This is a genomic window from Bradyrhizobium sp. URHC0002, assembly GCF_054059515.1.
In genome coordinates, this window is sequence record NZ_JBSSCF010000001.1 from 3,889,231 (window position 1) to 3,915,075 (window position 25,845).

General features: G+C 58.5%; 25 protein-coding genes and 1 pseudogene. 10 read left to right on the plus strand and 16 right to left on the minus strand.

Annotated elements, in window-relative coordinates:
- Nucleotides 1–135: 135 nt before the first annotated feature.
- From ACVWVY_RS18855 to ACVWVY_RS18880, 6 genes are all read right to left on the minus strand, one after another.
- The gene (locus tag ACVWVY_RS18855; protein WP_456627778.1) at nucleotides 136–1,461 is read right to left on the minus strand and encodes an FAD-binding protein; all 1,326 of its coding nucleotides are present in this window, start codon (nucleotides 1,459–1,461) and stop codon (nucleotides 136–138) included.
- A gap of 13 nt (nucleotides 1,462–1,474) precedes the next feature.
- The gene (glf, locus tag ACVWVY_RS18860) at nucleotides 1,475–2,632 is read right to left on the minus strand and encodes a UDP-galactopyranose mutase (RefSeq protein ID WP_456627779.1); all 1,158 of its coding nucleotides are present in this window, start codon (nucleotides 2,630–2,632) and stop codon (nucleotides 1,475–1,477) included.
- A 235-nt stretch (nucleotides 2,633–2,867) separates the two neighbouring features.
- Entirely contained in the window at nucleotides 2,868–3,755 is an 888-nt protein-coding gene (locus ACVWVY_RS18865) for a DUF707 domain-containing protein (protein ID WP_456627780.1), read from the minus strand.
- Nucleotides 3,756–3,792: 37 nt separating this feature from the next.
- Complete coding sequence (locus ACVWVY_RS18870; protein WP_456627781.1) at nucleotides 3,793–3,993, minus strand: hypothetical protein; 201 nt, start codon at nucleotides 3,991–3,993, stop codon at nucleotides 3,793–3,795.
- Nucleotides 3,993–5,213, minus strand: a complete 1,221-nt coding sequence (locus ACVWVY_RS18875) for an alpha/beta hydrolase fold domain-containing protein (protein ID WP_456627782.1) — start codon at nucleotides 5,211–5,213, stop codon at nucleotides 3,993–3,995. Before ACVWVY_RS18875 ends, ACVWVY_RS18870 begins: the two co-directional genes overlap by 1 nt.
- 40 nt (nucleotides 5,214–5,253) lie before the next feature.
- Entirely contained in the window at nucleotides 5,254–6,147 is an 894-nt protein-coding gene (locus ACVWVY_RS18880; RefSeq protein ID WP_456627783.1) for a PrsW family glutamic-type intramembrane protease, read from the minus strand.
- A 210-nt stretch (nucleotides 6,148–6,357) separates the two neighbouring features.
- On the opposite strand from ACVWVY_RS18880, the gene ACVWVY_RS18885 reads away from it, so the two are divergent.
- The 4 genes from ACVWVY_RS18885 (at nucleotide 6,358) to ACVWVY_RS18900 (ending at nucleotide 10,607) form a co-directional block, all read left to right on the plus strand.
- The gene (locus tag ACVWVY_RS18885; protein WP_456632247.1) at nucleotides 6,358–7,473 is read left to right on the plus strand and encodes a glycosyltransferase family 4 protein; all 1,116 of its coding nucleotides are present in this window, start codon (nucleotides 6,358–6,360) and stop codon (nucleotides 7,471–7,473) included.
- A 753-nt stretch (nucleotides 7,474–8,226) separates the two neighbouring features.
- Entirely contained in the window at nucleotides 8,227–9,156 is a 930-nt protein-coding gene (locus ACVWVY_RS18890; RefSeq protein WP_456627784.1) for a GNAT family N-acetyltransferase, read from the plus strand.
- Between the two features lie 593 nt (nucleotides 9,157–9,749).
- Entirely contained in the window at nucleotides 9,750–9,995 is a 246-nt protein-coding gene (locus ACVWVY_RS18895; protein ID WP_456627785.1) for a hypothetical protein, read from the plus strand.
- Between the two features lie 417 nt (nucleotides 9,996–10,412).
- The gene (locus tag ACVWVY_RS18900) at nucleotides 10,413–10,607 is read left to right on the plus strand and encodes a hypothetical protein (RefSeq protein WP_456627786.1); all 195 of its coding nucleotides are present in this window, start codon (nucleotides 10,413–10,415) and stop codon (nucleotides 10,605–10,607) included.
- A 477-nt stretch (nucleotides 10,608–11,084) separates the two neighbouring features.
- On the opposite strand, the gene ACVWVY_RS18905 is transcribed toward ACVWVY_RS18900, so the two are convergent.
- From ACVWVY_RS18905 to ACVWVY_RS18945, 9 genes are all read right to left on the minus strand, one after another.
- Nucleotides 11,085–12,530: a GntP family permease gene (locus tag ACVWVY_RS18905; RefSeq protein ID WP_456627787.1), complete on the minus strand. Its 1,446-nt coding sequence runs from the start codon at nucleotides 12,528–12,530 to the stop codon at nucleotides 11,085–11,087.
- A gap of 112 nt (nucleotides 12,531–12,642) precedes the next feature.
- A complete protein-coding gene (gene yut / locus ACVWVY_RS18910; RefSeq protein ID WP_456627788.1) occupies nucleotides 12,643–13,659 on the minus strand; it encodes an urea transporter in 1,017 nt (338 codons plus the stop codon).
- A 63-nt stretch (nucleotides 13,660–13,722) separates the two neighbouring features.
- Entirely contained in the window at nucleotides 13,723–14,673 is a 951-nt protein-coding gene (locus ACVWVY_RS18915; RefSeq protein ID WP_456627789.1) for an urease accessory protein UreD, read from the minus strand.
- Nucleotides 14,670–15,314, minus strand: a complete 645-nt coding sequence (gene ureG, locus ACVWVY_RS18920) for an urease accessory protein UreG (protein ID WP_456627790.1) — start codon at nucleotides 15,312–15,314, stop codon at nucleotides 14,670–14,672. The genes ACVWVY_RS18915 and ureG overlap by 4 nt, the downstream gene beginning before the upstream one ends.
- An 18-nt stretch (nucleotides 15,315–15,332) precedes the next feature.
- Nucleotides 15,333–16,052 (minus strand): urease accessory protein UreF, encoded by a 720-nt coding sequence (locus ACVWVY_RS18925; protein ID WP_456627791.1) that lies wholly within the window; start codon nucleotides 16,050–16,052, stop codon nucleotides 15,333–15,335.
- Entirely contained in the window at nucleotides 16,036–16,722 is a 687-nt protein-coding gene (gene ureE / locus ACVWVY_RS18930) for an urease accessory protein UreE (protein WP_456627792.1), read from the minus strand. The genes ACVWVY_RS18925 and ureE overlap by 17 nt, the downstream gene beginning before the upstream one ends.
- Nucleotides 16,723–16,733: 11 nt before the next feature.
- Complete coding sequence (locus ACVWVY_RS18935) at nucleotides 16,734–18,455, minus strand: urease subunit alpha (protein ID WP_456627793.1); 1,722 nt, start codon at nucleotides 18,453–18,455, stop codon at nucleotides 16,734–16,736.
- 42 nt (nucleotides 18,456–18,497) lie between these two features.
- Entirely contained in the window at nucleotides 18,498–18,935 is a 438-nt protein-coding gene (locus ACVWVY_RS18940; protein ID WP_456627794.1) for an urease subunit beta, read from the minus strand.
- Nucleotides 18,936–18,955: 20 nt separating this feature from the next.
- Nucleotides 18,956–19,258, minus strand: coding sequence for an urease subunit gamma (locus tag ACVWVY_RS18945; protein WP_456627795.1), 303 nt, complete (start codon nucleotides 19,256–19,258; stop codon nucleotides 18,956–18,958).
- A 265-nt stretch (nucleotides 19,259–19,523) separates the two neighbouring features.
- On the opposite strand from ACVWVY_RS18945, the gene ACVWVY_RS18950 reads away from it, so the two are divergent.
- The 6 genes and pseudogenes from ACVWVY_RS18950 (at nucleotide 19,524) to ACVWVY_RS18975 (ending at nucleotide 25,092) form a co-directional block, all read left to right on the plus strand.
- A complete protein-coding gene (locus tag ACVWVY_RS18950) occupies nucleotides 19,524–20,357 on the plus strand; it encodes a hypothetical protein (RefSeq protein ID WP_456627796.1) in 834 nt (277 codons plus the stop codon).
- 255 nt (nucleotides 20,358–20,612) lie between these two features.
- Entirely contained in the window at nucleotides 20,613–21,239 is a 627-nt protein-coding gene (locus ACVWVY_RS18955; RefSeq protein WP_456627797.1) for a hypothetical protein, read from the plus strand.
- A gap of 373 nt (nucleotides 21,240–21,612) precedes the next feature.
- Entirely contained in the window at nucleotides 21,613–22,326 is a 714-nt protein-coding gene (locus tag ACVWVY_RS18960) for a Bax inhibitor-1/YccA family protein (RefSeq protein WP_456627798.1), read from the plus strand.
- 81 nt (nucleotides 22,327–22,407) lie between these two features.
- Entirely contained in the window at nucleotides 22,408–23,112 is a 705-nt protein-coding gene (locus ACVWVY_RS18965; RefSeq protein ID WP_456627799.1) for a carbonic anhydrase, read from the plus strand.
- An 83-nt stretch (nucleotides 23,113–23,195) separates the two neighbouring features.
- A pseudogene (locus ACVWVY_RS18970) lies at nucleotides 23,196–23,511 on the plus strand (GntP family permease); the annotation flags it as partial.
- 102 nt (nucleotides 23,512–23,613) lie between these two features.
- On the plus strand, nucleotides 23,614–25,092 hold the full coding sequence (locus ACVWVY_RS18975) for an alpha/beta hydrolase (protein ID WP_456632248.1): 1,479 nt from the start codon (nucleotides 23,614–23,616) through the stop codon (nucleotides 25,090–25,092).
- 53 nt (nucleotides 25,093–25,145) lie between these two features.
- On the opposite strand, the gene ACVWVY_RS18980 is transcribed toward ACVWVY_RS18975, so the two are convergent.
- The gene (locus tag ACVWVY_RS18980; RefSeq protein ID WP_456627800.1) at nucleotides 25,146–25,718 is read right to left on the minus strand and encodes a DUF992 domain-containing protein; all 573 of its coding nucleotides are present in this window, start codon (nucleotides 25,716–25,718) and stop codon (nucleotides 25,146–25,148) included.
- Nucleotides 25,719–25,845 lie beyond the last annotated feature (127 nt).

Consider the following 25,845-nt stretch of genomic DNA (forward strand, 5'->3'; position numbering starts at 1 on the left):
TGAACGGGTCGATCGTTGCGGACGCAATTCGCTCAGTGGTTGGGTGAGACCAGCGCCAGGTAAAGTGGGCTTCAAATAACAAGCCCGCTGAGCCCAAGCTTCGCTGCCAGTCGGGCGATACCTGCTAGCTGGATGTCATTTCGATGGCTGGGCTACCGGGCGCGCCGTCACCGTGCTGTCCGGGCGAAAGATCGAGAATGTTCCCTTCGGATCCAGCCGCGCCCGAACAGCTTCGAACTCGGCCCAGCGAGGAAAAGCGGCACGCATTTCCTCGATGGAGGGAGGAGTATGGGCCTTGCCCCAATGTGGCCGTGCACCCATGCCCTTCATCAGCGTCTCAAAGGACTTGAATACCGTGGATCTCGCTGCATTGTCGACGAGCCACCACAGATTGAAGCCAACCGCGTCTTCGTCACTGTTGGGCCCGAGATGGGACAGATCCTGATGCTTCAGGAATTTGAACTCCACGATCCGTCCTGGATTTTGGACTGCGAAGTTTGAATTCCGGATACGGTCGATTGCCATATCGAGTTGCGACGCCGGGACGGCGTATTGCATGCTCATAAAACTCTGGTCTTGACTGCCCCGTAACGTGGCCAATGCTCCGCTGCTGCTATTGCCCTTCACCAGCCCGACCAGCCGGTCGCGCCATTGGAGCAAGGACGAGGTCGAGACGCCAAGCTTGTTCAACAGTTGCACGACAATCCGATTGGATGGACGCCAAACAGCCGTGTAGGGATGGAAGCCATGCCCGGGAGTTGTCCGTTTTTCCAACAGCTCCACCTTGACCTGGTCCTGGCCAAGTATCCAATGCACCCAAATGTGCTCGTACTTCTTCAGTAACGAGGGTAGGCGCTCCCGGAGGGTCTGCAGCTCCATCTGCTCCTGCGAAAAACGCACCCATGGTCGGTCTACGACCTGCAATTCCAGCTTGACGATAATTCCCAACATGCCGATTGCGACACGAGCAGCTCGAAATTCACCAGGGGGGGACTCCGGCCCGAACGTCCTGATCTCGCCGGACGCGAGTACGACGTCCATCGAGCGGACGAAATCGGAGATCGTTCCCCAGTTGGGGCTGGTGCCGTGCGTGGCGGTTGCGACTGCGCCGCCGATGGTGACATCCGGCAGGAATGACAACGATGGCAGCGACAGGTTCTTCTGAGCCAGAGCGCGGGTCAGATCTCCCAGCCGAACGCCCGCATCCACGACAACCGTCTTTCTGACGAGATCGATCGCGTGGATGCGGTTCAACTTTCTGATGTTTACCAGAACGTCGCGGGTTACGACGTGGGCCGGCCACGAATTGCCGAAACCCATGGCGCGAACGCGCAGCCCGGCTGATGTTGCATCCGCGACTGCCTTGCAGATATCGTCGATCGACGCAGAACTTACCAGCCGGTGCGGCTCGAATTTCCAGATGCCTTCGTACGTTGTGATCGGCGGCGAGGAAACGCGCATTGCAGGTCGAGCCCTATGACAGGGGATCGGCGGCAAATGCAGGAATACGCGACTTCTGAGCAATTGAAGCATGGATCATGTCGGCCGCCTTCATCGCCTCTGCAATCGTGACGTCCATGTCGATGTAACGATAGGTGCCCAGACGGCCCGCGAAAGTGACGCCGTTCGTTGCGCGCGCTCTTTCCACATATTTTCGCAGCAACGCCTGCTCGTTGACCAGTCTGATCGGATAATAGGGAATGTCGTTTGAATTGCACGAGCGACTGAACTCGCGATAGAGAATGGACCCGTCCGTCTTGGGCGTGTCCCAGGGGGCGAAGTGCCGATGCTCGGTTATGCGAGTATAAGGTACTTCTTCGTCGCAATAGTTCATGATCGCCGTACCCTGGGCGTCCTGATCGGAATAAAAGGTCTCGAAATCCAACGTACGGTATCCGAGCCGGCCGATATCGAATGAAAAGTATCTGTCGATCGGGCCGCTGTACACGAGATGATCATAGTGGTCGTCGACCTCCTCAAATGTGCAACCAAGCCGGATTTCGACATTGGGCACATCCAGGATGTTCTTGATGATCTCTGTGTAGCCGTTTCGCGGGATGGCCTGGTACTTATGCGAGAAATAGGAATCATCGTAGTTGAACCGCAGGGGAAGGCGCTTGAGAATCGATGCTGGCAATTCGGTCGGTTCGATGCCCCATTGTTTGCGCGTGTATCCGCGAAAGAATGCACGATACAGGTCGTCGCCGACCATGCTCAGCGCCTGCTCTTCGAAGTTCGCCGGCTGTGTGATGTCCCGCCGTCGCTTTTGATCGAGAAATTCACGAGCCTGCTGCGGATTGAGCGTCGTTCCGAAGAACTGGTTCATCGTGAGCAGATTCAGCGGCATCGAAAAGGTGCGATTCCGTACGGTTGCCATCACACGATGGCGGAACGGAACAAGTTCTCCGAATGTGCTGACATAGGAATAGACGCTCTCGTTATCGGTATGAAAGATATGAGGACCATAGCGATGCGTCATCACGTCCGTTTTCGGATCGCGCTCGGTGTGGCAGTTCCCGCCCAGGTGAGGCCGCTCGTCAATGACCAGGACCTTGTGCCCACCTTCTGCGAGCGATCGGGCAATTACGGCACCGCTGAATCCGGCCCCTACGATGCAGAAGGTCAATTGCATATTAAAATAGCCTCCGGGTACGGCCCTTTGCTCCGGATTCGCGCATAAGTGTCGGAGCAGGCAAATGTCGTCCAGTTCTTATCAGGATCGAAAAGGCTGCATCCAGTACCGTTTTGGCGAACCAGCCAACATGGTGACCGAACGTGCTTAAGGGTTCGACTTGACAATCGCTACTGGCAAACGGAGGGCACGTGTCCCTCGGAAAGATATTGCCCCAGCTTTGCCTCGCTCAAAGCTACCGCTCCGCCACCCGGTCAGGGAGGTTGAAGAGACCCTTCCAGAGGCCGCCAGCCATTCTTCTGAGCATGCGAAGGGGGTCATGTGTATGCGGCAGTGCCGGCAAATAGCCGAGGATGAAATCCGAGATGAAACGATAGCGATTGTTCTGCGCCGTGATCACCGTGTTGTCGCGACGGATCGCGCTATGGGTGACCAGTATCGGTTCTTCGTCCAGGCTATGCGTCCTGCAAAACGCGCGCAGTTCGTCCCAGGGGGAGACGCCCGTCTCGCGCAGCAGCTTGTAGTTCGGCCCCCCGACGGGTCGGGTGTGACGAACCGTCACCTCGTCTATGATCGCAATGTGATTGAGAGGGTCGTCCGCCAGCGACGACCAGAAATAGTCCAGCCCCCATCCGCTCAAATTCGAACTGAAGTGGGGTGACGACTTGCGCAGCATTTCCGAAGAGAGGCATGGGGCCATGACCTCAACGTAGTTCGTGAAACGAATTCTGGTCATGTTGTTTCGCAGCGTGCTGATATGGCTGTAGTAGCTATCCCAGGTCAGCGACGGTTGTGCAGCTTCGAGCTTATAGCTTCGGACCAGGTCGAAAAACCGATTGATGTCGGCCTTGGTCGCCAGCAAATCATCGTCGGGCAACCAAATATAATCGTAGTCCGAAACGAATGCAGGATTGGACTGAATCAGCTCACCCAGTGCCGGCCATTTTGGGCCCTTGCTATCGATCCGTACGACATCGGATTCGCAATATTTATCGGGATCGTCGCCGAAATAGTTGACCACGATGTCCCAGTTTCGCGGCTGGTCTCCTTTCAACCATTCCGGATGAAGGGAGTTATTTCCCGCGCGGACAATGACCAGATTACGTCGCTTGGTTTCTTGCATGAGCTATGTCTGCTTCAGGCTGTTGGGCGTTAATCTTTCACGTGGCCAGCAGGAACCTGCCGTCCCCCGTCGATTTTCCCGCTATGGTGAACTTGCCGCGCTCCGGGATGAACCTTAATCGCAATCCACGGAGAAATATCAATCCATCATCCGGTTTATTCTTAATGTCGCAGGCCGGTTCCGAAATCAATGCCATGACCGGATCACAGCGCCCCGCCAGTCGATCGACGCGCAGCATTATCCATATCGATCGAGAAACCGCTTAACCATCTGTCTTGCAAATTCCGTGCTCATGGCGCCCCAATTTTCATCAAAGCCGTGGTCTGCACCGGGCAGCATGTGTGTTTCGTGACCGACGCCTGCCAGCTTTAACGCCTGGTCCAGACGCTCAACCTGTTCGCGCGCTATGATACGGTCGCTCAAGCCCAGGAACGTGATGGTCGGCGGAGCTTTCGCGCTGATATAGGCGGTCGGTGACAGGAGTGTGTAGCGGTCCGGAAACTCGCTGACTGGGCCTCCAACGTATCTACGCAATGCGTCGCGAAGATAGGTCGGGCTCAGGGAATTTTCGTGCGCCAATGCGAGATCGGAAAAGCCATAGAGATTTACGACCGATTTTATCTGCACGCGTGGCGCTGCACACGAGGGAGGGAGCGCCGCGGAATCGGCACTGTAGGCGGCGAGCATCGCGAGATTGGCGCCCGCCGAATAGCCCATTATGCTAATTCGCGATGCATCGATGCCGTATTTTTCAGCGTTGCCAACGACCCATCCCAGCGCGCATTTGACATCACCGATTTCTTCCTTCCAGCGAACCGGGGGCGGCATCCGGTATTCCACGTCGAACACGACATAGCCGAGTTCGTTTAGCCAATTGTTCCAGTTCGGCAGATCGCTCTTGGCGCCATGAACCCACGCCCCGCCATGTAGCCTGATGAAGGCAGGCCGACGCGTGGTCGGCGTTGGCGTAGTTGCAGGCCAAACATCAAGGACAAGCTCGGTACCATCCGCCGCACGACCATAAACCACGTCTCGGCTCACACGCGACGGCAAACCACTGGCGTGTTTATTCATCCCAAAGTGCGAGATTAGCGAGACCGCAACGTTCTGCTCTATGGCGAGCGGCCACATTCTCGCTATGGAGAAGCCGGTTATCGCGGTGGCAAGGACGGCCACGAGCACAAAACCTGCAGCAGCAAGCCGCGCTCGACTCCAGCAGGCAATGGCTGCCAGAAGGCCGGCCACAAGCGAAACAATCAGAGCTCTCAATGGAAAGATCAGCGTTTTCCGCGCTGCTGCGCTCGGGCCGGCATCGATGTTGCAGGGGTTGACGATATAAAAGCCGACAGCGAGCGTCGCTGCTATAAAGACCACAGCGAGGATCGTGAGGAGCCATCGCAATGGGCCTGCCGGCAGGCCGCCGATGGTCGAAAAGGCGGGCGCTGGCGCATGATCCATCTACGACTTCCCAATCAAACAAATGGTTGGTAACGAGCGATCAGCTCGAAGCGGAATACCCATGTCCGCGCGGCCCGGGTTTCCGGGCTATGGCAAAGCAGACGAGGAATGTCGCTGACGAAAGAACGACCTTCAGCCAGCGTCCCTCGTTACCAAGGTGGGGGGACAAATTCCAAAACGTGTGCAGCGCGGCCGGTACAAGCCAAGCTGCCACAAGCAGAGGTACCAGATTCCGCGAATGTCTCGCGCATAGGCCAATGAAGAAGCCGGAAATGCTTGTCCAAAAAATGTGGCTGACAACTCCCGACAACACGCGTTGAGACAGGAGGATAAGCCCAACCGGGCTAATTTCGGGATATTCTGCGTTCGGCTCGTAAATGCCGCTGCTGGGAACGACGTGGTAGAAAACATCGACAAAGACGAATCCTGCTCCTGCAGCCAAACCGATCAACATGCCTTCGATTGGAGTCGAACATCGAAATGAGCTGAGATATCCGCTCGCCGGACTGTTCGATGTGGTCAAGCGCTTGGCAAGGTACAAGCCTATCAAAGCAGGCAGGCTCTTCATCAGTTCTTCCATGAGACCTGAACCGACGAACGTCTGAACCAGGGTCGGATTCGAGGAAGAGCTTCCGGGCAGAATGGTGCGGAATAAATAGAAGAACGGGGTTGCGAACGGAGTAATGAACTCGGCGACCACGATCAGCGCAGGAACGAAATAAACGACGGGATTGGTCTTCGTGCCGGAGATGACGTAAACGATATAGAAAACCCAAAACAACCCATAGGAAGCAAGCAAATGACCCTTGGCGCCGCCGTCCCTGAGAACAACGAGCAGTATGCCCAGGACCGCGGTACAGCCCAGCGGAAGAATTAAGTGGCGCCTGGACGTTTTGGTGGGAGAAACAGACAGGCAAAGCTCGGTATTGGGCATGTAGCTCGTCTTTGTAGTAATGGCCGAGCCGGCATGCGATGAACCTTACACCGACATTACATCTGTCATTTTTCCGCGAAGGGCGATCGCAGGTACGTTTGACTTTTCATACAGCAGGATTTTAGCTGGCACCATGTTCCTTCGCAACCACCTCCGACCCTGAGAAACATTGTGTACCACCTGCGCCTCGCGATACTGTAACATTTGAATATGCAAGGATCGAGCGACGTTGACGGAGAACGCAGTTGGGCGATCAACGGTCGTTTTCTGACCCAGCGTATGACCGGCGTTCAACGCTATGCGTATGAAATCGTTACCGCTCTCGACGCTATCCTAGAGGAAGTCGGCGATATCCCGGGGTGTCCGGCTCTAAGGCTGGTGGTGCCGCCCGGGGCAGGCGTGAAGGCAGGGCTTGCCAGGATCGGCGTTCATCAGACTGGTTTTGGATCGGGCCACGCATGGGATCAATTGGTCCTGCCCGCTCACGCGCGATCGGGTGTCCTGAGCTTGGCGAACTTTGGACCGTTGCTGGCATCGCGCCACATCGTCTGCATTCATGATGCCAACACCTTCATTCAGCCGGAGAGCTATTCGCGCGCCTTTGGGCTGATGTATCGGATGCTGCTGCCCATGCTTGGCAAGCGTGCCAGCAGGATTGCGACGGTGTCTCGATTCTCTGCCAGCATGCTCGTCAAATACGGCATCGCGCGCGAGGAGAAGATCTTCATCGCGCCTAACGGTCATGAGCACGTTTTACGTTGGAACGCGGCCCGCGCACGAGCATCGCTCCTGGATTCGTTTAAGCGTCCATATGTTTTGCTTCTGGGAAGTGCCGCAAAGCACAAGAACGTCGATGTAATTCTCAAACAAGCGCAAGCCCTGGACGAAGCCGGGCTCGATGTCGTCGTCGCTGGCGGTGGCTCCGGCATTTTCGCCGACGAGAAGCGAACGGTTGCGCGGTCCAACCTCCATCACGTCGGCTTCGTAAGTGATGACGATTTGGCCGCGCTTTATCAAAGAGCGGTATGCTTGGCCTTTCCATCGCTAACAGAAGGCTTTGGTATCCCGCCGCTGGAGGCGATGACGCTCGGATGTCCCGTCATATCCTCGGACGCGGCAAGTCTGAAAGAAGTGGGCGGAGACGCCGTCCTGTACGTCCCTCCAAACGACTCTGGTCGTTGGCGCGACACTATCCTCATGCTAGCCGGAGATACGGAACTTCGGGCCTCGCTCGCTGCCAAAGGACGGCTACAAGCTACGCTGTTCTCGTGGAAAAGCAGCGCCCAAGTTTACCTGAACGAAATACAGCGCCTGTCCGCTGGCTAGAGCCGCGCGACAGCATGTCATCTTTTTGGCGCGCCAAAGACGTCAAATTAGCTTCCAAATCAGCCAGCCGATCCCCACCCACATTGCAATACTGATCGCAAGCGCCAGGATCCAGGGTCGTGCCGAGGAATACTTCAGGCCCCGAGCGACAGAGCGCGTCGAATAAAGACGATGTCGGGGTAGTGTAATACCACTAGAGGATACAGTTTCGCGTTTGTATGCAGACATTTGCACCCTCATCGGATGAAATTAACGTTTGCTACTCGACAAGAGTTAACGATTTAGTCGCCTCGATGTTACGATCGTGACGAGAAGTTGATCATTTTTCTCTCATAAGTAGCAAATATACAAACGCTCTTCCAAAGCTGATTGGTCAAGATTGCCGGCGAACCTCAGCTCGCTGCCTGAGTGGGGGAGGCAGGCCGCGCGGTTCAGGAGCTGCTTGAATTGAGACTTTTAGCAATCGACGTCCGTTCGTCTCATCGACCTTACAACAAACAAGGCAAGCCATATTCGAAAGCAGGATCATTCGATAAAGAGGGGAGCGTCAGCCGATGATGCGCACGGCGCTCGAACAGCCGATTACCGAACGCGTCAGAATGCGAGGGTTTCGCCGGCAACGTCGGATGTAAAGGTTAATCGGTAGATGTTGATGCAACTGCGTCCAGCCTATGTTGAGGTCGATCCGCGATGCCTTTCCCACCGCAACACATGCAAGGGTCGACGCCGGATTCTGAAGGAAATCCGGTTTACATGCAGGATTGGTTTACAGCAATCGCTGCAAAAGAGCACATCCTTCGCGTGGAGGTAGTCGAAGATCGCAACGTTGTAGCCTCCTTTATCTGCTCTCTTTATCGTAATCCCTTTGGCATGAGGCAGGCCTATAACTTGCCTTGGGTTCGCGTTACCGGACCGATCATTGATGCAAACGATGATCCAGCGCGGCGGAGAAAATTGATAGAGAGCCTTATTAATCAACTGCCGCGCAACAGGTCATACTTTCTAACGTTGTCGAATGAAGATGACTTCAGAATATTCCTTGCTTCCGGATTCGACGGTGAGTTGGAAGACAACTTCCTAATTCCCGCCGAACAAGCAAAAACGTGGGAACGCGGGCTTTCGAAGATGTCAGCGCGTCACCTGCGAAGCGCTGAAAAAGCTCTGAAAATATCGGCGCTCGAACCAGAAGAGTTTATTCGGCAGTATGCCGAGCACCTGGCGATGCGTCGCCGAAAGCCATATGCCGACTTGTCTATCGCGAGGGACATTCTCATTGAGGCGACCCGTCGAGGCCAAGCGAGAGTAGTCGCTGCTCGCCGACGAGACACCGGAGAGATCGATGCCGCCGTGGCTTGTCTGTGGGACAACGGCAGATACTACTACTGGATGACGACCCGCCGGCCGCCGAGCAGGGCGCAGAGGGCGCCGCATCAGGGTGCCGTCAAGCTACTGATGTACGCGGCGATAAATCATGCTCACGCCAAAGGACTCACCTTTGACTTTGATGGGGTTACTTCCGCCCGAGTAGCAAAGCTGTACGCCGGAATGGGTGGAACAAAGTCCGTTCGATACAAAGTCAAGCGCGGGACGACGTGCGAGCGATTGGCGAGCGTCGTCCGCTCACCTGTTAAGTCGGCGCTGAGGAATACATTTGGACGGCTGATTAAGCTGAAGTTGAACTAACATCCCTCGATGCCTTCATTTCCAATGGCGGCGTTTTCTCCGTCGGTTGCGGAAGTCGAGCTTTCCAGTCCCTACGCGTAAGTGTCGGCTGGCAGCGGGGGGCGACTTGGCTACTCACGCGCGTTGCCGCGTATCAGGGGCGTACTAGTACGATTGCGATATAGACGGCGAATTCGCATCCAATTTCGCCGATCGCGGTTTTCACCTGATGTCTTCCCGGAAGGTACCGGTCCTCGAATCCACCTCCCATGCGTGGCGAAGAATGGCTTAGATAGTCGGCCGCTTGCTTCGCCGATGCAAATTGTTGCGGCGGCACGACTTTCAAAAGGCCAGAACAATGAGCTGGCCGACCAATCAATCGGCGGACGCAAGGTAATGATTGCCGGGAAGAGAGATAAGGCGCGCGCGCAAGTTCAGCAGGAGGTGCCTCTGCAGGCGAAGGTCCGCAACAGATACCGAAGACGTCTTTGCCTCTACTGTTTTTGAGCAAAATTGATCGCTCCCTGTAGGGGGAATCGCCGGTAATATTAAGCCTTAGGCTTGTTCGGCTTGGGCGATGTAGGTCTGCTTGACGGGTCAAGGCGGATGCTGCAATGCAGCTTTTGCGATATAGCGTGGTGATTGTAATGAGAGATATTGTTGATCGGGCGCTGAGAACATACGAGTTCGCGGAAGAGTTAAACATCTCGCAGATGGCCTATTCGCGCTACAGTATTGAACGGTACATCGATAAGCTAATGGCCGCCGGCCAAGAAGATCCGCAGCGCTTGACGGAGTTTGCTGTCGCGTATTTGAAGGAATTGCATGAAGGACCAGATTCCCGTTTCACCGGTTGCTAGGCGTTAGCCCATGGCGGGTGGGGATCGTAAGGATCGTTCAGCTTAGCGTCGCCCGTTGATCGATTGTGCGAGCGATGGAGAGCATCATGTCCGCCTCCAGCAGTCCGTGAGACGCCCATGGCGCCGGCAGCAGTTCGCGGAGTTGCCGAACAGGCGCCCAGTTCAACAACAGGACTGGCAAAGCCTGCGGAAGACGGCATTTCAACCAGGACGGTTCCTGCGAGACCGTGCAGCACGCCTGCCAAAGAAACCGATGGAACTACGACTTGCGTAGGTATTCCTGTAAGGAAATAATGCCGGTCGTATTCGCTGGCTGCTAGGTCCGCGTCAACGCACCCACCTCAATCCGAGCCGGCGGGACGGTTGACGGGACCAGTGCGGAATGCTGCAATGCACCTATTGCAGTGCGAGTGCGTGATGAGCGAAATCGTCGATAGTATTTTGAAGGCGTCCGGGCGCATCGATTTGGACGCGCAATCGCGCGCAAAGATAATACGCTATCTCGAAACACTGAAATCCGCAGGCAATCGGGACGAAAAACAGCTAGCCACCTTCGGCCTCGCTTATCTCGAACAACTCCTCAATCCTGACCCTCGGTACAGCGGCTGCTAGCCATTTGTCGATGATAAGGATGCTTCGCGATAGCGGGTGATCACCCCAGTTGAAGAGGAAGGAGTCACCCTTGCCGGAAATCGAGCCCGACGACGAATAGGGCTGCCGGGAGAAACAACATCTCATTGACCGCTGCAGCCGCGAGACTGGCCGGTAATGAACCGGCAGGCGGCTCATTTCGCCGGCGGCAATGCCGTTTCCTTGGACGGTTGGGTACGGACTCGCCGACTGCCAAAGTGCGGATGCCTTCCACCGTGATGACGCCAGGTGCGATGCTTGTGCGGAGTCATATTCGTATTCGGTGTTGCACTCTTTGGCGCAGACGCCTTTTGGTCATTCGATTGAGCCACCGACAGATTCTGAGGCACTGCAACGGCCGTCAATGCGCCGATAATCAGGGCGCTGCATACAAGTCGGATATTCATGCTCGCCTCCTTGTGTTGCGGCAATCTGCCAAAGCCGCGATAGCCTCTGTTGTTAAAACGAACCGAACACCGTGCCCAGGACCAGGACAGCGGCAAGTGCAATGATGCAGGTGACGATCACGGTCATCACCATATCGAAGTAGCTTTCGCGGTGGGTCAGCCCGCTGATCTGAAACAGCAACAGGACCGTGCCATTGTGTGGCAGCGCATCCAGCGTGCCCGCGCCAATCGTGGTCACGCGATGCATCAGCGCGGGATCGATGCCGTGTTCAGCGGCGAGCTGCAAGAAGGTGTCGCCAAGTATATTGAGCACGATCGCCATCCCGCCAGAGGCGGTACCAGTAAGCGCAGCGAGCGCGTTCACGGCGATCGTGAGAGAGATAAGGGGGCCTCCGCCAACCGCGAGTAGCGCGTCACGTACGTCCGCAAACGCGGGCAGCGCCGCAACGACGGCACCAAAGCCGACGAGACTACCGATCATCAGGATTGGCATGACGGAGGAAGCGGCGCCAGCATCCAGGCTTTCTCGCAACGCCGGGAAACGCCGATAGTTGAAGATGACGACAGTAAGGGTCGCAGCCGCGAGCGCAATGAGAACCGACCAGACGCCGGCCACTGCTCCGATTGTGGTGCCGCCCCACACCTCTTTGGCCAAGAACGAAAAATCCAGCCGTGGGAGGACGACCAGAGACAGTAGTAAGTTCGTACAGATGACTACAACCAGCGGCAATGCGGCAATCACAAAGGGGGGTAGGCTGGCGCTGTGCTTGCCATGCTGAAATTCAGCTGGATCAAAATCGCCGGCAGCGGTCGCCTGCATACGAACGGTCTCGTCGATGGCGGGAGACACCTCCGAATTGCGATCATAGCCCTCGCCGGCCCTGCGCGCGGCCGCTTCTGCGCGGCGGAGCCACCACATGCCGATAACAAAAATGATGATCGAAGCGATGATGCCCAGACCGGGCGCTGCGAAGGTTGTTGTGCCGAAGTACGGCATCGGAATGGCATTGTTGACAGACGGCGTCCCTGGCATTGCCGACATCGTGAACGTGAACGCTCCGAGACCGATGGTCGCCGGCATCAAGCGGCGCGGGATGTTCGCAGCCTGGAACATCTCTTTCGCCATGGGGACCAACACGAAAAAGGCAACAAAGACGCTGACGCCGCCGTAGGTGACCGCGGCCGAAGCCAGCACCACTGAGAGTATCGTGCGGCGTGTTCCCAATCGTTCAGTCAGGAAACGCGCGATAGAGGTGATCGAACCACTGTCGTCCATCAGCTTGCCGAACAACCCGCCAAGCAGGAACATGGGAAACCACTGCGTAACGAATCGACCAGCACCGGGCATGAAGGTCTGCGTCCAATGAGCGAGAAGCGGCTCACCCGAAATCGCAGCGGCCAGCATGGCAGCCGCCGGCGCCACCATGAGTACACTCCACCCTCGATAGGCAAGCCACATCAACAGGGCGAGTCCGAGCAGTATCCCGACGAGTCCCATTGTTCAGTCCTCCACCAGCAGCATCTTGAAATCCTCGCGATGACGTCCGAGTTCGTCCGGGAGTACCAAGAGACTTAGGCCAGACATGTGGGCTTTCCAAAAAAGCAAAGATCTAGGTTGTGCGCGCTGTCGCGGTGTCGTCCGTTGCAGCCGACGCCGGCTCGAAACACTGGCGTGGAAGAAGGAAGATCCATGTGACGAGCACAAAAGGCGCGGTAAGCGCAGGGATGGCGAGGGGCGTCAAGGCAACGTTCAGCGCCGCTTGTGCGATGACCGTAAACAGTGCGCCCAGCATCGCGTAGATCGCGACCCGCCAGCTCGGTCGATAGAACACGGCGCCCAGCGCGATCGCAGTCAGAACCGGGCTGAAACCGAGAAGGCCGCCAGTGATCAGTTCGCTTTCGGCTCCGAAAAGATGGGCCGTCAGAACTGCCACTATCGCACCGGCGAGAGCGAATGCGGCCGCAGCCAATGAGTTCACAGCCAGGCCAGCGAGAAACAGAAGGGCGGCCACACCGTTCGCCTTCAGGAACACCTGCGAGATGCTTTGAAGCACACCCTGGAAGAGATCGATCAGCTTGAGTGGGCTGGCTTCGTAGCGTTGAAACGCAACGACAACGTCACCGGCCGGTAGTGCAGCCCCTGTGAGGCCGGAAAATCCATACGTGGCCAGCAGAAGGAGCCACGTCGTGAACACGAACGGAAATGTGAGGCTGGACACACCCCAGGGCTTAAGGGCGTTGACGGTCCCAAGCATCGTGATGACCGAAACCGACGCGCCCAACACCACATAGACCCACATGAGTGCGTTCGGAGACAGAAATGTCGCCAACGCAAGTCCGACAAGGATGCCGTTGTATCCATAGAGCCCGGCATGGAGCGACTCGCGATCGGCGTTCAGCCATTGGGCCGTCAAGTTTGCCACGACGACAGCGAGGACGCCGGCAATTGCCACTCGGGGGACGCCAGCCGCGTATGAAGCCCAGGCGATCGCGGCAAGAAACAGAAGCCCGGTCAGTGGATTGTTCTGAAACATAACTTGCCCGATGCTGCGCAAATTGATGTCCAGGAACCGCACGATACCTGACGACGAAGAGAGGCTTTCCCACTTTGCCAGGATCTGTTCCACTGTTGCCTCCTCGAACGTGTCGACGTCAGCCGTTGGAGATCACCTGTTGGCACCGTCGATCCGCTAGCGCCATAGATAGGGCGGAGGTAGCGCGGCGCCGGTGACCTCCTGACGCACCACTCCCCAGAACTCGCGAACTTTGGCCTTCACCTGCGCGGTTTCGCGGCCCAGCACCTTGAAGATCAGGCCGGCATCGTTGGGCAGACGACAAGCGCCGTACGCAACACCGTCCGCAAGGTTGATACCGGCCCCCGCACGCTCGTGAATACGGTCTGCCTTGTCCTTGGGGGTACACAGGATCACGTTGGCGAAGACATCAAAGGATTCCATCACGCCGGTCTGTCGCATCGCATATCGCCGCGGCTCGATCACCAGCTTCTCTGCGAATAAGGAACGACCATCGGGCCGCACCGCTGCCGTCGATATCGACAGCACGGTTGCCCCGAAGCACTCGTCGGGATGATGGTGCTTTCGGCCCGGTTGAATAATTTCCGAGAGGAGCAATGTGGCGGACGGCGCGACGGAGATTTGTGTGTCGCTGATAAACCGTGCGTGCCGGTGCGGGATCACGGGATCGGGAAGAAACTCCAGGTATGCGTCATCGGCAAGCGCAATGGTTTGGCTTTGCGCCGCATAATTGGCGTCCATCGCATGGATCTTGGTTGCCGATTGGGAAGTGACGTGTGCTTGCGCGCGCGGACGAAGGGTGATGTCGAGAGCGAGCCTGTCTCCCTGCAGCAAGCAGCCCGTGGTGGTGATCAAGAACACGTAGGCCAGGCCAGGCATTTGTTCGTCGCAATGCAACGCCCGCTGCACCATGTAAGGAGAGCGGCGTTCCAGGTTTGCCAGGATCGTTTCGCCGGAGCGGTGTTCGAAACCCAGACGGAGGAAGCCCGTCTTGCCCACAGCGCCGCTGCTCATCTGCGGCGGCTCATCCTGGAACGAGGCGAATTCCGGCATCGATGCGCCGAGCGCTTCGGCGCGTGCCCAGGGAGGGAAGGGCGCCGGTATCATGCTGAACGCCGTGCGCGCGGGTTGATATCGAACAGGAACTCGCGCTCGATCAGCGTGACCAACTCCGGAATACCTTCTCCCGTCTTGCAGTTCGTGAACAGGAACGGCTTGCTGCCGCGCATCATCCGCGAATCCTGCTTCATCACCTCAAGGCTGGCCCCGACATGGGGAGCAAGATCTGTTTTGTTGATCACGAGGATGTCGGAATACGTGATCCCGGGTCCGTTCTTGCGAGGGATCTTATCGCCGGCGGCGACGTCGATTACGTAAATGAAGTAGTCTACCAGCGCCGGCGAAAAGGTTAGCGTCAGATTATCGCCCCCGCTTTCGATCAGCACGACGTCGGTATCCGGAAAGCGCCGTTCCATATCCTCGACCGCAGCGAGGTTCATGCTTGGGTCTTCGCGCACCGCGGTATGAGGGCAGGCACCTGTCTCCACCCCGAGAATGCGCTCCTGAAGCAGAACACCCTTGAGGGTGCGCTGAACGTGCTTGGCGTCCTCGGTCGTCACCACGTCATTGGTGATGATAAGCACCTTGATGCCGAGGTCGAGGAAACGCGGTGTAATGGCTTCCACGATCGCGGTCTTGCCTGACCCGACCGGGCCACCGATGCCGATGCGCGTGATATTCTTCGACATCTGAGGCTCCCTTCAACGTCAGTTCATGAACAGGCGCACATGCGCTCTGGTATGGATGGCGGCCAGAATTTCCGTCAATGGCGCAAAGCCCGCCATGTCCGACAGCCGCGCCACCGCTGCGGCCTCGTACATCCCTGCAGCTTGTGCGTTGAGCTCGTAGAGAATCTTCTGCGTCTCGATGTGGCTGATTTTCATCAGCCGCAGGGCCGCGCCGAGGATCGTTGTGGCAACGCCATACTGGTGCACGACAAACGCCTGGATGGCAGGCAGATCCTGTACGGCAAAGTTGATGGCCAGGGCTATCGGGTAGCAACCGGGGGTAACAGACTTTTCAATGCATTCACGCCAGGTGCGAAGCAGCGGCGCGCCCACGACCTCCACGCCCATCTCCGTGAACTTCTTGCCCATGCGAACCGACATTGTCCGCGCTTCGTCTGAAAGCTTGCGCGCGTATACCTGCGCATCGATGCGGGCGAGGGTATCGACGTCACCGGCAGTTGCGGCTTGATGTGCGGCGATCAGTGCGATGCAGTCACCGCGCGCCGCCTGTTCCAGCGCGGTGCGCGCGAACGCTCGAAGCGTTGCCGCGTTGGTGACGACACCCTCCTGAATGGCGGATTCCAGGCCGGAGGAAAACGCGAACGCGCCAATGGGAAACATCGAGTCACCAAACTGCAGCATCCGCGAGAGAAATGCGGTGCTGCTCGACGGATCGACGCCGTCATTCTCGATGGACATGTGCAGAACCGGCCGTTGCCGGCGACGTTTGTCCCTGGGCTTCCGGATGGGCATGGACACGCATCGGCGGATGTCCGTGTACGCGCCCGCTCTCGGGCTCGATACCAGCATAACTCTCGTGCGTATGGGAGTGCACCGGTCCTTCCGCGCCACCGAAGAGCCGCCGTGATTCATGCGGAGCGAGATAGGGAATAACGTCCCGGCCGGGTACGAACTCGTAGCGGATTCCCTCAAAGCGGTGCGTGTTCATGACGGAAGCCATCACCTTGCGATCGACGGTAAGCGGGACATAGACGACCGTGTCCTTGACCAACGCCGGCCAATGCTGATTGCCCATCGCGTGGCCGAGTTCAACGCATGTACGCATGGCCACTTTGGGCGCAAGGCTCATCAGCTCGTCCAGATGCACGATCATCACGTCACGCAGCTCGATTCGCGCGACAACCGCCGAGCGCGCCTGGGCATCCCAGAGCAGCACGTCTCCATCGCGGATATGGGTGTTGCGGTCGATTGAGACTGCGATCTCCACACCCTTTGCAGTCGTCTTGCGGAAGCGGCTCTTCTGCGCTTCCCACTGGTCGATCTCCAGCAAGTCAGTGTTCGCGGCAGACAGGCGCTCGGCCCATTCGCGATCGCCGATGTTGCCCAGAACGGTCTGGATGAGAATCATGGCGAGCGCCCTTAACTGAAGAAGTACTTCTGGTTCAGCGAGATCGTCGTCAAGGGCGGCACGGTCGCGTGCGTGCCGTCGACGGTCACGGCGAAAGTCTCGGGACTTACTTCAATTTTCGGGGTTCCGGCATTTCTGACCATGTCGCGCTTGCCGATCTTGCGCACGTTTCGCACCGGCATCACCTGCCGGCGAAGTCCCAGTCGCTCCTTGATCCCGGCAGCATGCGCGACGCCGGAGACGAATGTGATGCAGTTGGCCGCCAGGGCATCACCGTAGGCACCGAACATGGGCCGATAGTAGGTGGGCTGCGGCGTCGGCAGCGACGCGTTTGGATCGCCCATCACCGCCCAGCTTATAAAGCCGTTCTTGATGATGAGCTTGGGCTTGGCGCCGAAGAACGCCGGCTCCCACAGGACGAGGTCCGCGATCTTGCCGACCTCGACCGAACCCAGCACGTCGGCAATACCGTGCGAGATCGCGGGGTTGATGGTGATCTTCGCCACGTAGCGCAGCACCCGGAAATTATCGTTGCCGGGCGCGTCCTCCGGCAGCTTGCCGCGCCCGGTCTTCATTGCGTCGGCGGTCTGGATGCAACGCAGCCAGCATTCCCCGATGCGTCCCATGGCTTGCGAATCGCTTGAGAACATCGAGATGACGCCGAGATCCTGGAGGACGTTTTCCGCGGCGATGGTTTCAGCGCGGATGCGGCTCTCGGTGAATGCCACATCCGACGGGATGTCGGGGCTGAGGTGGTGACACACCATGATCATGTCATAGAGCTCCGCCTGCGAATTGATGCCGTAGGGGAGGGTGGGGTTGGTCGAAGATGGCAAGACGTTGGGAAGGCCTGCGATCTTGATGATGTCAGGCGCGTGGCCGCCGCCGGACCCTTCGGTATGAAACGAATGGACCGTCCGCCCCTCAAACGCCTCGATCGAATCATCGACGAAGCCGGATTCGTTCAGCGTGTCGGTATGGATGCACACTTGAGTGTCGGTCTCGTCTGCGACGGTTAGCGCAGACCGAAGTACCGCGGGCGTGGTGCCCCAGTCTTCGTGACATTTCACGCCAACCGCGCCCGCTTCGATCTGTTCAACCAGCGCCGCTTTGCCGTGTCCGTGCCCCTTGCCGAGAATGCCGACGTTGAGCGGCCAGTTTTCGAACGCGCGTAACATCATACGGATGTTTCCGGGACCCGACGTCACCGTCGTCGCGTAGGAGCCATCCGAAGGACCGGTGCCGCCACCGATCAATGTCGTGGTGCCGTTTGACAGCGCCGCCTGCGCCTGCTGCGGAGAAATGAAGTGAATGTGTGTGTCGATGCCGGCGGCGGTCAGGATCAGATGTGAGCCCGAGATGGCGTCGGTGGCGAGGCCAATCTCCAGGCCCGGTGTAACGCGATCCATTGTCTGCGGATTGCCGGCCTTGCCGATCGCACTGATGCGGCCGTCCCTGATCCCCACATCCGCTTTCACGACGCCCAGCACCGCGTCGATCACGGTCACGTTGGTGATCACGAGGTCAGGAGCACCGCCCGCCCGCGTCACCTGATTGTCCATTCCCATGCCCTCACGCATGCTCTTGCCACCGCCGAAGACGAGTTCGTCGCCGTAGCCGCCGCGTAAATCGCGCTCTATTTCCACAAACAAGCCCGTATCGCCCAAGCGGATGCGGTCACCTGTCGTCGGACCGAAGAGGCCGACATACTCTTGCCGGGACATGGTAGGCATAGTGGCCCTCGTTCAAGAATTTTCTTTCGACGCGACCTCGTCCTATATCGAGCGGAAGCCTCGCTTCGCCGCCTGCGCCACCGCCCTGGATTTGACCGTGGCGGCATCCGTGCCTGCGGTGGGACCATCGACGAGATTGTTGAAGCCATAGACCGCGCGTTTGCCGCCGTAGGGAACGAGTTGAACCTCGCGTTCGTCGCCGGGCTCGAACCGCGTTGCCGTCGATGACGGAATGTTCAGGCGCAGCCCGAAGGCCGCTGCGCGATCGAATTCGAGCGCACGATTGACTTCGAAAAAATGGAAGTGCGATCCGACCTGAATCGGGCGGTCGCCCGCATTGCGCACCTTAAGCGTCGTCACCGGCCGATCGGCATCGAATGTGACCGCCGTCGAGCTGCACACGTAACCGCCGACCGGTACGTCCGCTGTCGCCGGATCGACATTTGCGGCAACAGCGGGGCCCACTTTTGGTCCAGCCATGTTGGCCTCCTGTTATGCACTCACTGGATCGGCGTGTGCACCGTCACCAGGCGGCTGCCGTCGGTGAACACCGCCTCGATCTGCACCATTGGAACGAGATCGGCGACGCCGTCCATCACGTCAGCCTTGGTCAGGGCGGTACGCGCCTCCTTGGTGACGTCCTCGATGGTTTTCCCGGCACGTGCGCCGTCAAGGGCGACGGCTGAGATGACAGCGACGGCTTCGGGATAATTGAGCTTGAGGCCCTTGGCCCTTCGCTTTAACGCGACATCTGCCATCATGTAGACGAGCAGCTTGTCGAACTCTCTCGGAGTGAGTTGCATACAATCCTCCGGGCTCCTGCCTGGCTTGGGAAAGCAGGCGCACGATTGAGCCATTGGCTGCCGGTTCGATGGAACAGTCGTCAGAATCTCCGTGCGACGACAGCTACCCCGCAGTAGCTGCCCCACAACTGGACGCGTCAATCAGGGTTCTCCCCAGCCTTCCATCGGAATCCCCCTGATGGACCAACTATCACGGGCGGACGTATCGTTTTGGGGTATTCGCGCGAAAGTCCCTTGGCTGCGATGCCATCTTGAAACGTGCGCAATGACTGAAGCCGTGAACGTCGTATCGTTCCTGTTTCTCGGCTTCTTCCTCGGGATGCGGCATGCGACCGACGCCGACCATGTGGTCGCCATTGCGACGATCGTCAGCCGCCAGCGCAGCGTCGCGGGCTCGGCGCTGATCGGTGTCGCTTGGGGCGTCGGGCACACCGTCACGGTCATGGCGGTCGGCGCGGCAATCATCGTGTTCGGGGTCGTCATTCCGCCGCGGGTCGGCATGTCGATGGAATTTGCCGTCGGTGTCATGCTGGTTCTGCTCGGCGTTCTCACCTTGACGGGCATGGGCCGCGCGGGCGGCGCGCCCCATGCGCATGCGGCCGTTCCCGGCCGCCATGAGCCCGTCGTCCATGATCACCTCCATGCGCACGGCGACTACTTGCACCGGCACCCGCACGGTCACGGCCCCGGGGCGCACGGGCATGCCGACGAGCACACGCCGCTGGCGCGGTTCGACCGCAGCCGGCTTGGCGGTTTCGCGCTCTATGACTGGCTGCGACCCTTTGTGGTCGGCCTCGTGCACGGCCTGGCAGGGTCGGCCGCCGTCGCCTTGATGATCCTGTCTATCATCCGTGAACCGGTGGCCGCGCTCGGGTATCTGCTGCTGTTCGGGTTCGGCACTATCGTCGGAATGATGCTGATCACGCTGATCCTGTCGGCGCCGTTTACGTTCACGGCTGTCAATCTGCCCAAATTCAATTGGCGGCTCCGCGTGGCCTCGGGCCTGGTCAGCTTCGCCTTCGGGACCGTCCTGATCTATGGCATCGGATTTGCCGAGGGCGGCCTGTTCACCGACGCGCCGGTCTGGGAACCTCATTGACCCCGTGCGCATATTGCAGGCGGCGGAATTTGCCTTTCAGGGTAATTCCTCGCCTCAATAAGGTGATCGTCCGATATCGCGCGGTGCGGTGGTAGCGCAGTTTCGCGGAAACATCGTCGGTACGGCGTGAAGACGCGCGTGCAGGTGTACGACCGCGATAACCTCTGGCTGGCAAGAACGCCGACGCCATGGCGCAGTAGCTGAGCGACTAGCTAATCTCAATTGCATCCCGGTGCAAACCGCAGTGTATTGGTCATGACTGAACTTGATGCGCCGTCAGGTCACGCTGAGGATCATAGCGCGAGCAGGATCGGTGTGGTTGGCCGACAGCTGCCTTTCCTGGCAATACTCGCGCTGGCAATCGGGGGCGTGGCTTATACCAACATTTCGCAGCGGCCTCTCGTCGGCTATTGGGAGTTTTTGGCCATCGCGATGGGCATCGTATGCGTTGTTACCCAATGGTCGGAGCTTGAGGACAAGCAAGCTCGATTTCGACTGATGTGGACTCAGGCGCTGCATTGGCTGGCTGTTCTCGTGACGATGAACATCATGCTGCTTTCCGGCGTGCAGCAGCTGCTTCCTACGCTGGCCACCAGTCTCGTCCTTCTCATGCTACTGGCGCTAGGTACGTTCCTCGCCGGTGTCCACCTGCTGTCGCTTCAAATCGGCTTTCTCGGCGTTGCATTGGCGCTGGCGGTTCCGGCGATCTCGTGGGTCAAGCAATCCGCACTGTTTTTGATTCTGGCTGTGGTATTCTTTGTCGGGCTCGCCATGGCGTTCTGGTCATATTGGGGCGATACGCATCCCGTGAAACCCGAGCGCCGGACGGCCGCATTTCCCGATCAGGCAAAGGCCATGACGGGAGGGAGCTCCAATGATTAAGGGAACGAAATGGTGATGAAGCGCCTCACTGCGGTAGCGGGTGTAGCGACGGTGGTCATATGTGTGGCGTTCGCCGCCGCCGCAAAACCCGGTGCTTCCATTGAGCGCGATTTGAGAATGCCTACCGATGCTGTCGTGGACGATGTCCGTAGCGCGGCAGCGGACAATACTTCTGCCAAGGACGCCAGGCCGCAAAGGTCGCATAGAGTCCGTAGCCGACGGCCGCACACGACTGCGTTGCCGCGCGGGAAGAGCGAGCGAAATATTCGGCTGCGCCAGCAACAACAGAAATCCGATTGATCGGCAGATTAGGCTTATGGGCTTCGATAAGAAGCGTGCCGGCGGGTCGTCGGGATCAGGGAGGAACAAGACCATGTCGGATTATGATCGAAATGCAGGCGCACCCGGTCTTCCCGCCGACAGCGCCATCGCGATAGACGCCGGCCTGCGCGCTTACATGCTGCGCGTATACAACTACATGGCCGCGGGTGTTGGCCTCACCGGCGTTGTCGCGTTCCTGACCTATCAGTTCACCGGCCCTGAATTGCTTCAGAGTCCGCTAATGTGGGTGTTGGTGCTGGCCCCGCTGGGGCTTGTATTTTATATCAGCGCACGGATCAACACGATGTCAGCGGAAGCTGCGCGAGGGTGGTTTTTCCTCTATGCGGCCCTGGTCGGGATTTCATTGTCGACCATCTTTCACATCTATACGCAATCCTCGATCACGCGGGTGTTCTTTATTTCGGCGGCGGCCTTCGGCGCGCTCAGCATCTGGGGTTACACCACCCAGCGAAACCTGTCGGGATTTGGAACTTTCCTGTTCATGGGTCTGATCGGAATCATTATCGCGAGCCTGGTCAATCTGTTCCTGAGATCGAGCGGGCTGGACTGGATGATTTCGATCATCGGCGTCGGCGTCTTTGCGGGCCTCACGGCCTACGATACCCAGCGGATCAAGGGGATGTACGACCGCAGCGATGACGCCACTTCGGCGGGCCGCAAGGCGGTGATGGGCGCACTTTCGCTCTACCTCAACTTCATCAACCTTTTCATGATGCTGCTGCGTCTGATGGGAGGGCGCCGCTAAAGCATGCGGTTTTGGAAGCGCGGAGCGAATGGAGACTGGGAGAGCAATGCGGATTAATGAAGACAGGCAAGGAGAAATCTTATGTGCGGTTCTTGTTCGCAAGCAGGCCCCAGCCGTCGGTCGCTGTTGCTAGGGGGCGCCGCCCTCGCAACAATTCCTCTCGTCGGGCGTGTCGCTCGAGCTCAGCCCGTGTCGGCCGCCGACACGCCGGATGCAGCGTTGAAACTGATGACCGAGGGCAACGAGCGCTATGTGGCGAACCAGCTGCGCGAACGGGATTTCTCTGCCGGACGCGCGAGCCGCGCCCTTGGTCAGGCGCCCTTTGCAGCAATTTTAGGCTGCGCAGATTCCCGGGTCGCACCCGAGCTGGCTTTTGATCAAGGACCAGGAGATTTGTTTGTCGTCCGCGTTGCAGGCAATTTCGTAACGACCGAGGGTCTTGCGAGCCTAGAGTTTGGCGCTGCAGTGCTCGGCACCAAGTTGATCATGGTGCTCGGCCACAGCAGCTGCGGCGCGGTCAATGCCACCGTAGCGGCACTTCAGAAAGGCAACGATTTGCCCGGCCACATCGCGGATCTGGTGCGGGCCATGAAACCGGGTATTGAAGGCGAAATGAAGCAATACGGTCCGGACCTCGAGCAGCGCGCCGTTGTCGCGAATGTACGCCATAATGTGAAGATACTGGAACAGGCGACCCCGATTCTGGCGGATATGGTGGCCAAGAAGAAGCTCCGCGTGGTCGGTGCAGTATATGATCTTCCCACAGGGAAGGTCGCTTTGGCTTAGTTTCGGATACCGAGCGAGTTGAATGAACGAGCGCGCCCCGGGCTCTACAAAATCAGCAACGCCTTGGCGCTCGCAATAGGCCGGTGGCAGCCAACATACTCGCCCTGACCGGTTCTGCCTCGGGTGGCATGACGATCGTGCTCGATGCGCTCGGCGAAACCCGTATGCGCATCGCGGCGGAGCAGCGCAAAAATCCCGCGTTGATGCACCGGGTGGCCGCAATTGGCTCCTGGTGCCCTCGACAGCTTGCCGCATAATGGTGCTGTCATGACGCTCCTCGCCGTTTGTGGCTCGACGCATCGCGAAAGTTATCTCGATATCGTCATGGTCGGAATTGTCAGCGCGCTCATCGCCCTCTTGGCGGTCATTGCCCTGGGCTCGATGTTTGGCTCCTTCTGAGATGCTGCAAGCGCAAGTGCGAGGCAGATGGGGCCGCAGGAACATTTCCAGTTGCTCAGTGGCGGTCTTTCACAGCATCATCGCCGTTGGAGAGTTTCGGTCATGCGGACGAAAGTATTCAGATCTGTGAAAATCACGGCGGCATTGCTCGGCGTGTCCCTGCTGACGTTCCTTGCCGTCCGTATCTACGATACGCAGAGGGGATTGCCACTCGAACCCTGGCACACCCATGTTCCGCATGAACTGAGCAGGGAAAAGCTCGATGCGGCCAATTGGAACGAATATCTGGCGGCTGAGGCCGGGATCTTTGACGACGTCCAGCGCGAGGTCTCCCGGAAGCTCGATGCGGCCGGTCGTGTGCCGGCCAATCGGTATTTTGAGGGCAGTCCGGTCTATCCGGGGCACTTCGCGCAGGATTTCAATCGGTCCTTTGTGCTCGAGCCAAAGGGAAAGCCGGTCGGCGCTGTCGTGCTTCTGCATGGCCTGACGGATTCCCCCTACAGTCAGCGCCATATCGCAGGTTTCTATCGCGATCGCGGCTTTGTGGCGGTTGTGCCGAGGATGCCGGCGCATGGCACGGTTCCGGCCGCACTGACCGATGTCGAGTGGGAAGATTGGATGGCGGCGACGCGGCTCGCGGTGCGCGAAGCACGCAGACGCACCGAGCCATCTACGCCGTTGCATCTGGTGGGCTTCTCCAATGGCGGCGCGCTGGCCTTGATGTATGCGCTCGATTCCATCGGCGACAAGAATTTGTCTCGGCCAGACCGTCTTGTGTTGATTTCGCCGATGGTCGGTATCACACGCATCGCACGCTACGCCGGCCTGGCGGGCTTGCCGGCTATTTTGCCCGCCTTCGCCAAGGCAGCGTGGCTCGGCATCGTGCCCGAGTTCAATCCGTTCAAATACAATTCATTTCCTGTTAACGGCGCGCGCCAATCCTATCGTTTGACTCGAGATCTGCAGGCGCGGATCGCTCGCTATGCTAGTGAAGGCAAACTGGGACAGTTGCCGCCGGTCCTCACTTTTCAATCGCTGATCGATTTCACGGTGAGCACGCGGGCCATCGTATCGGCCCTTTATGCGCAGCTTCCTGAGAACGGCCACGAGTTGGTGCTGTTCGATGTTAATCGCACGGCCAAGTTCGGTCCTTTGCTCCGCTCCAGCGCCGACACCGCACTGGCGCGCATTGTGCCGAGCGCCCCGCGAAAGTATCGTCTCACTATCGTCACCAATGCCGATGGCGAAAGCGACGATGTGATCGAGCGCGTTACCGAGGCCGGCAGCGATGTCGAGAAGTTGCGTCCGCTCGGGTTATCGTATCCGCGAGGATTCTATTCACTGTCGCACGTCGCGTTGCCGTTTCCTGTCAGCGACTCTCTATATGGGGCCGAGCCCGACCCGTCGGAGAACTTTGGAGAGAACCTCGGCACCCTGGCGCCGCGAGGCGAGCGTAACGTCTTGATCGCCAGCCTCGACTCGTTGATGCGGGCATCGTCAAACCCGTTCTTCCCGTATATGACCGACCGGATCGGCGAAGGTATTCCCGCTGTAGCAAGCGGCGTCCGGCCAATTCAATAGGTGATCCGACCAGCGTTCTTGCGGCTAGACCAACGCCCAAAGCCTGGCATTCGTCATCGGAGAGTGAGATTCGCCACGCCCAACGCCAAATTAATTCCAATTTGGCCTTCAACCGACAGCGGCTGCAACGTTATCGTGCGGCGGGATCCGCCGATCAGCACTTTGGCGCCGAGACCGAGGCCTAAAGCAACGTTCCCGCTGGCGCCGACGTAGCTTCCTCTAAGCGTGCCTCGGCCGATTTGGCTGTTTCGGGCAAAGACAGCCCAGAACAGCGTTCCGCCTCTTGTCACGCCAATATCGACGCCAAGGCGCCTGATCGATCCAGTGTAGACGTATTGCTGGCCCGTTGCGCTTGCGACGAAAACACATCTCATATCCTGCCGCGACCCAAGGACCAGTCCGACCCTCGGACCGGTGCTGCATGTCAATCCGCCTACTCGAAAAGGCGACCGCGCTTGCGCATTTGCCGAGCCGGAAAGAACGGCCAGGAATGCGCATACCATCGCCAGCACGCGAATGCTGGACATGGCTGCCCCTGCGAACAAGACCAGACGACTGATTACGGAGATGAACTGGAAAGTGAAATCGCGCTCTGTTTGCCGCTGTCGTGCGCAATCAATCTGCATGATGGGTACTCAAGGGAACCGCAATCAGGAACTGGCGAAAGGCGACCTGCCATATGATGCCGATGCCTTGCGCGTGAGTTGATAGGAAAAAACCCTGACTTGCGCGGATGAATCCCCCCATTGACGT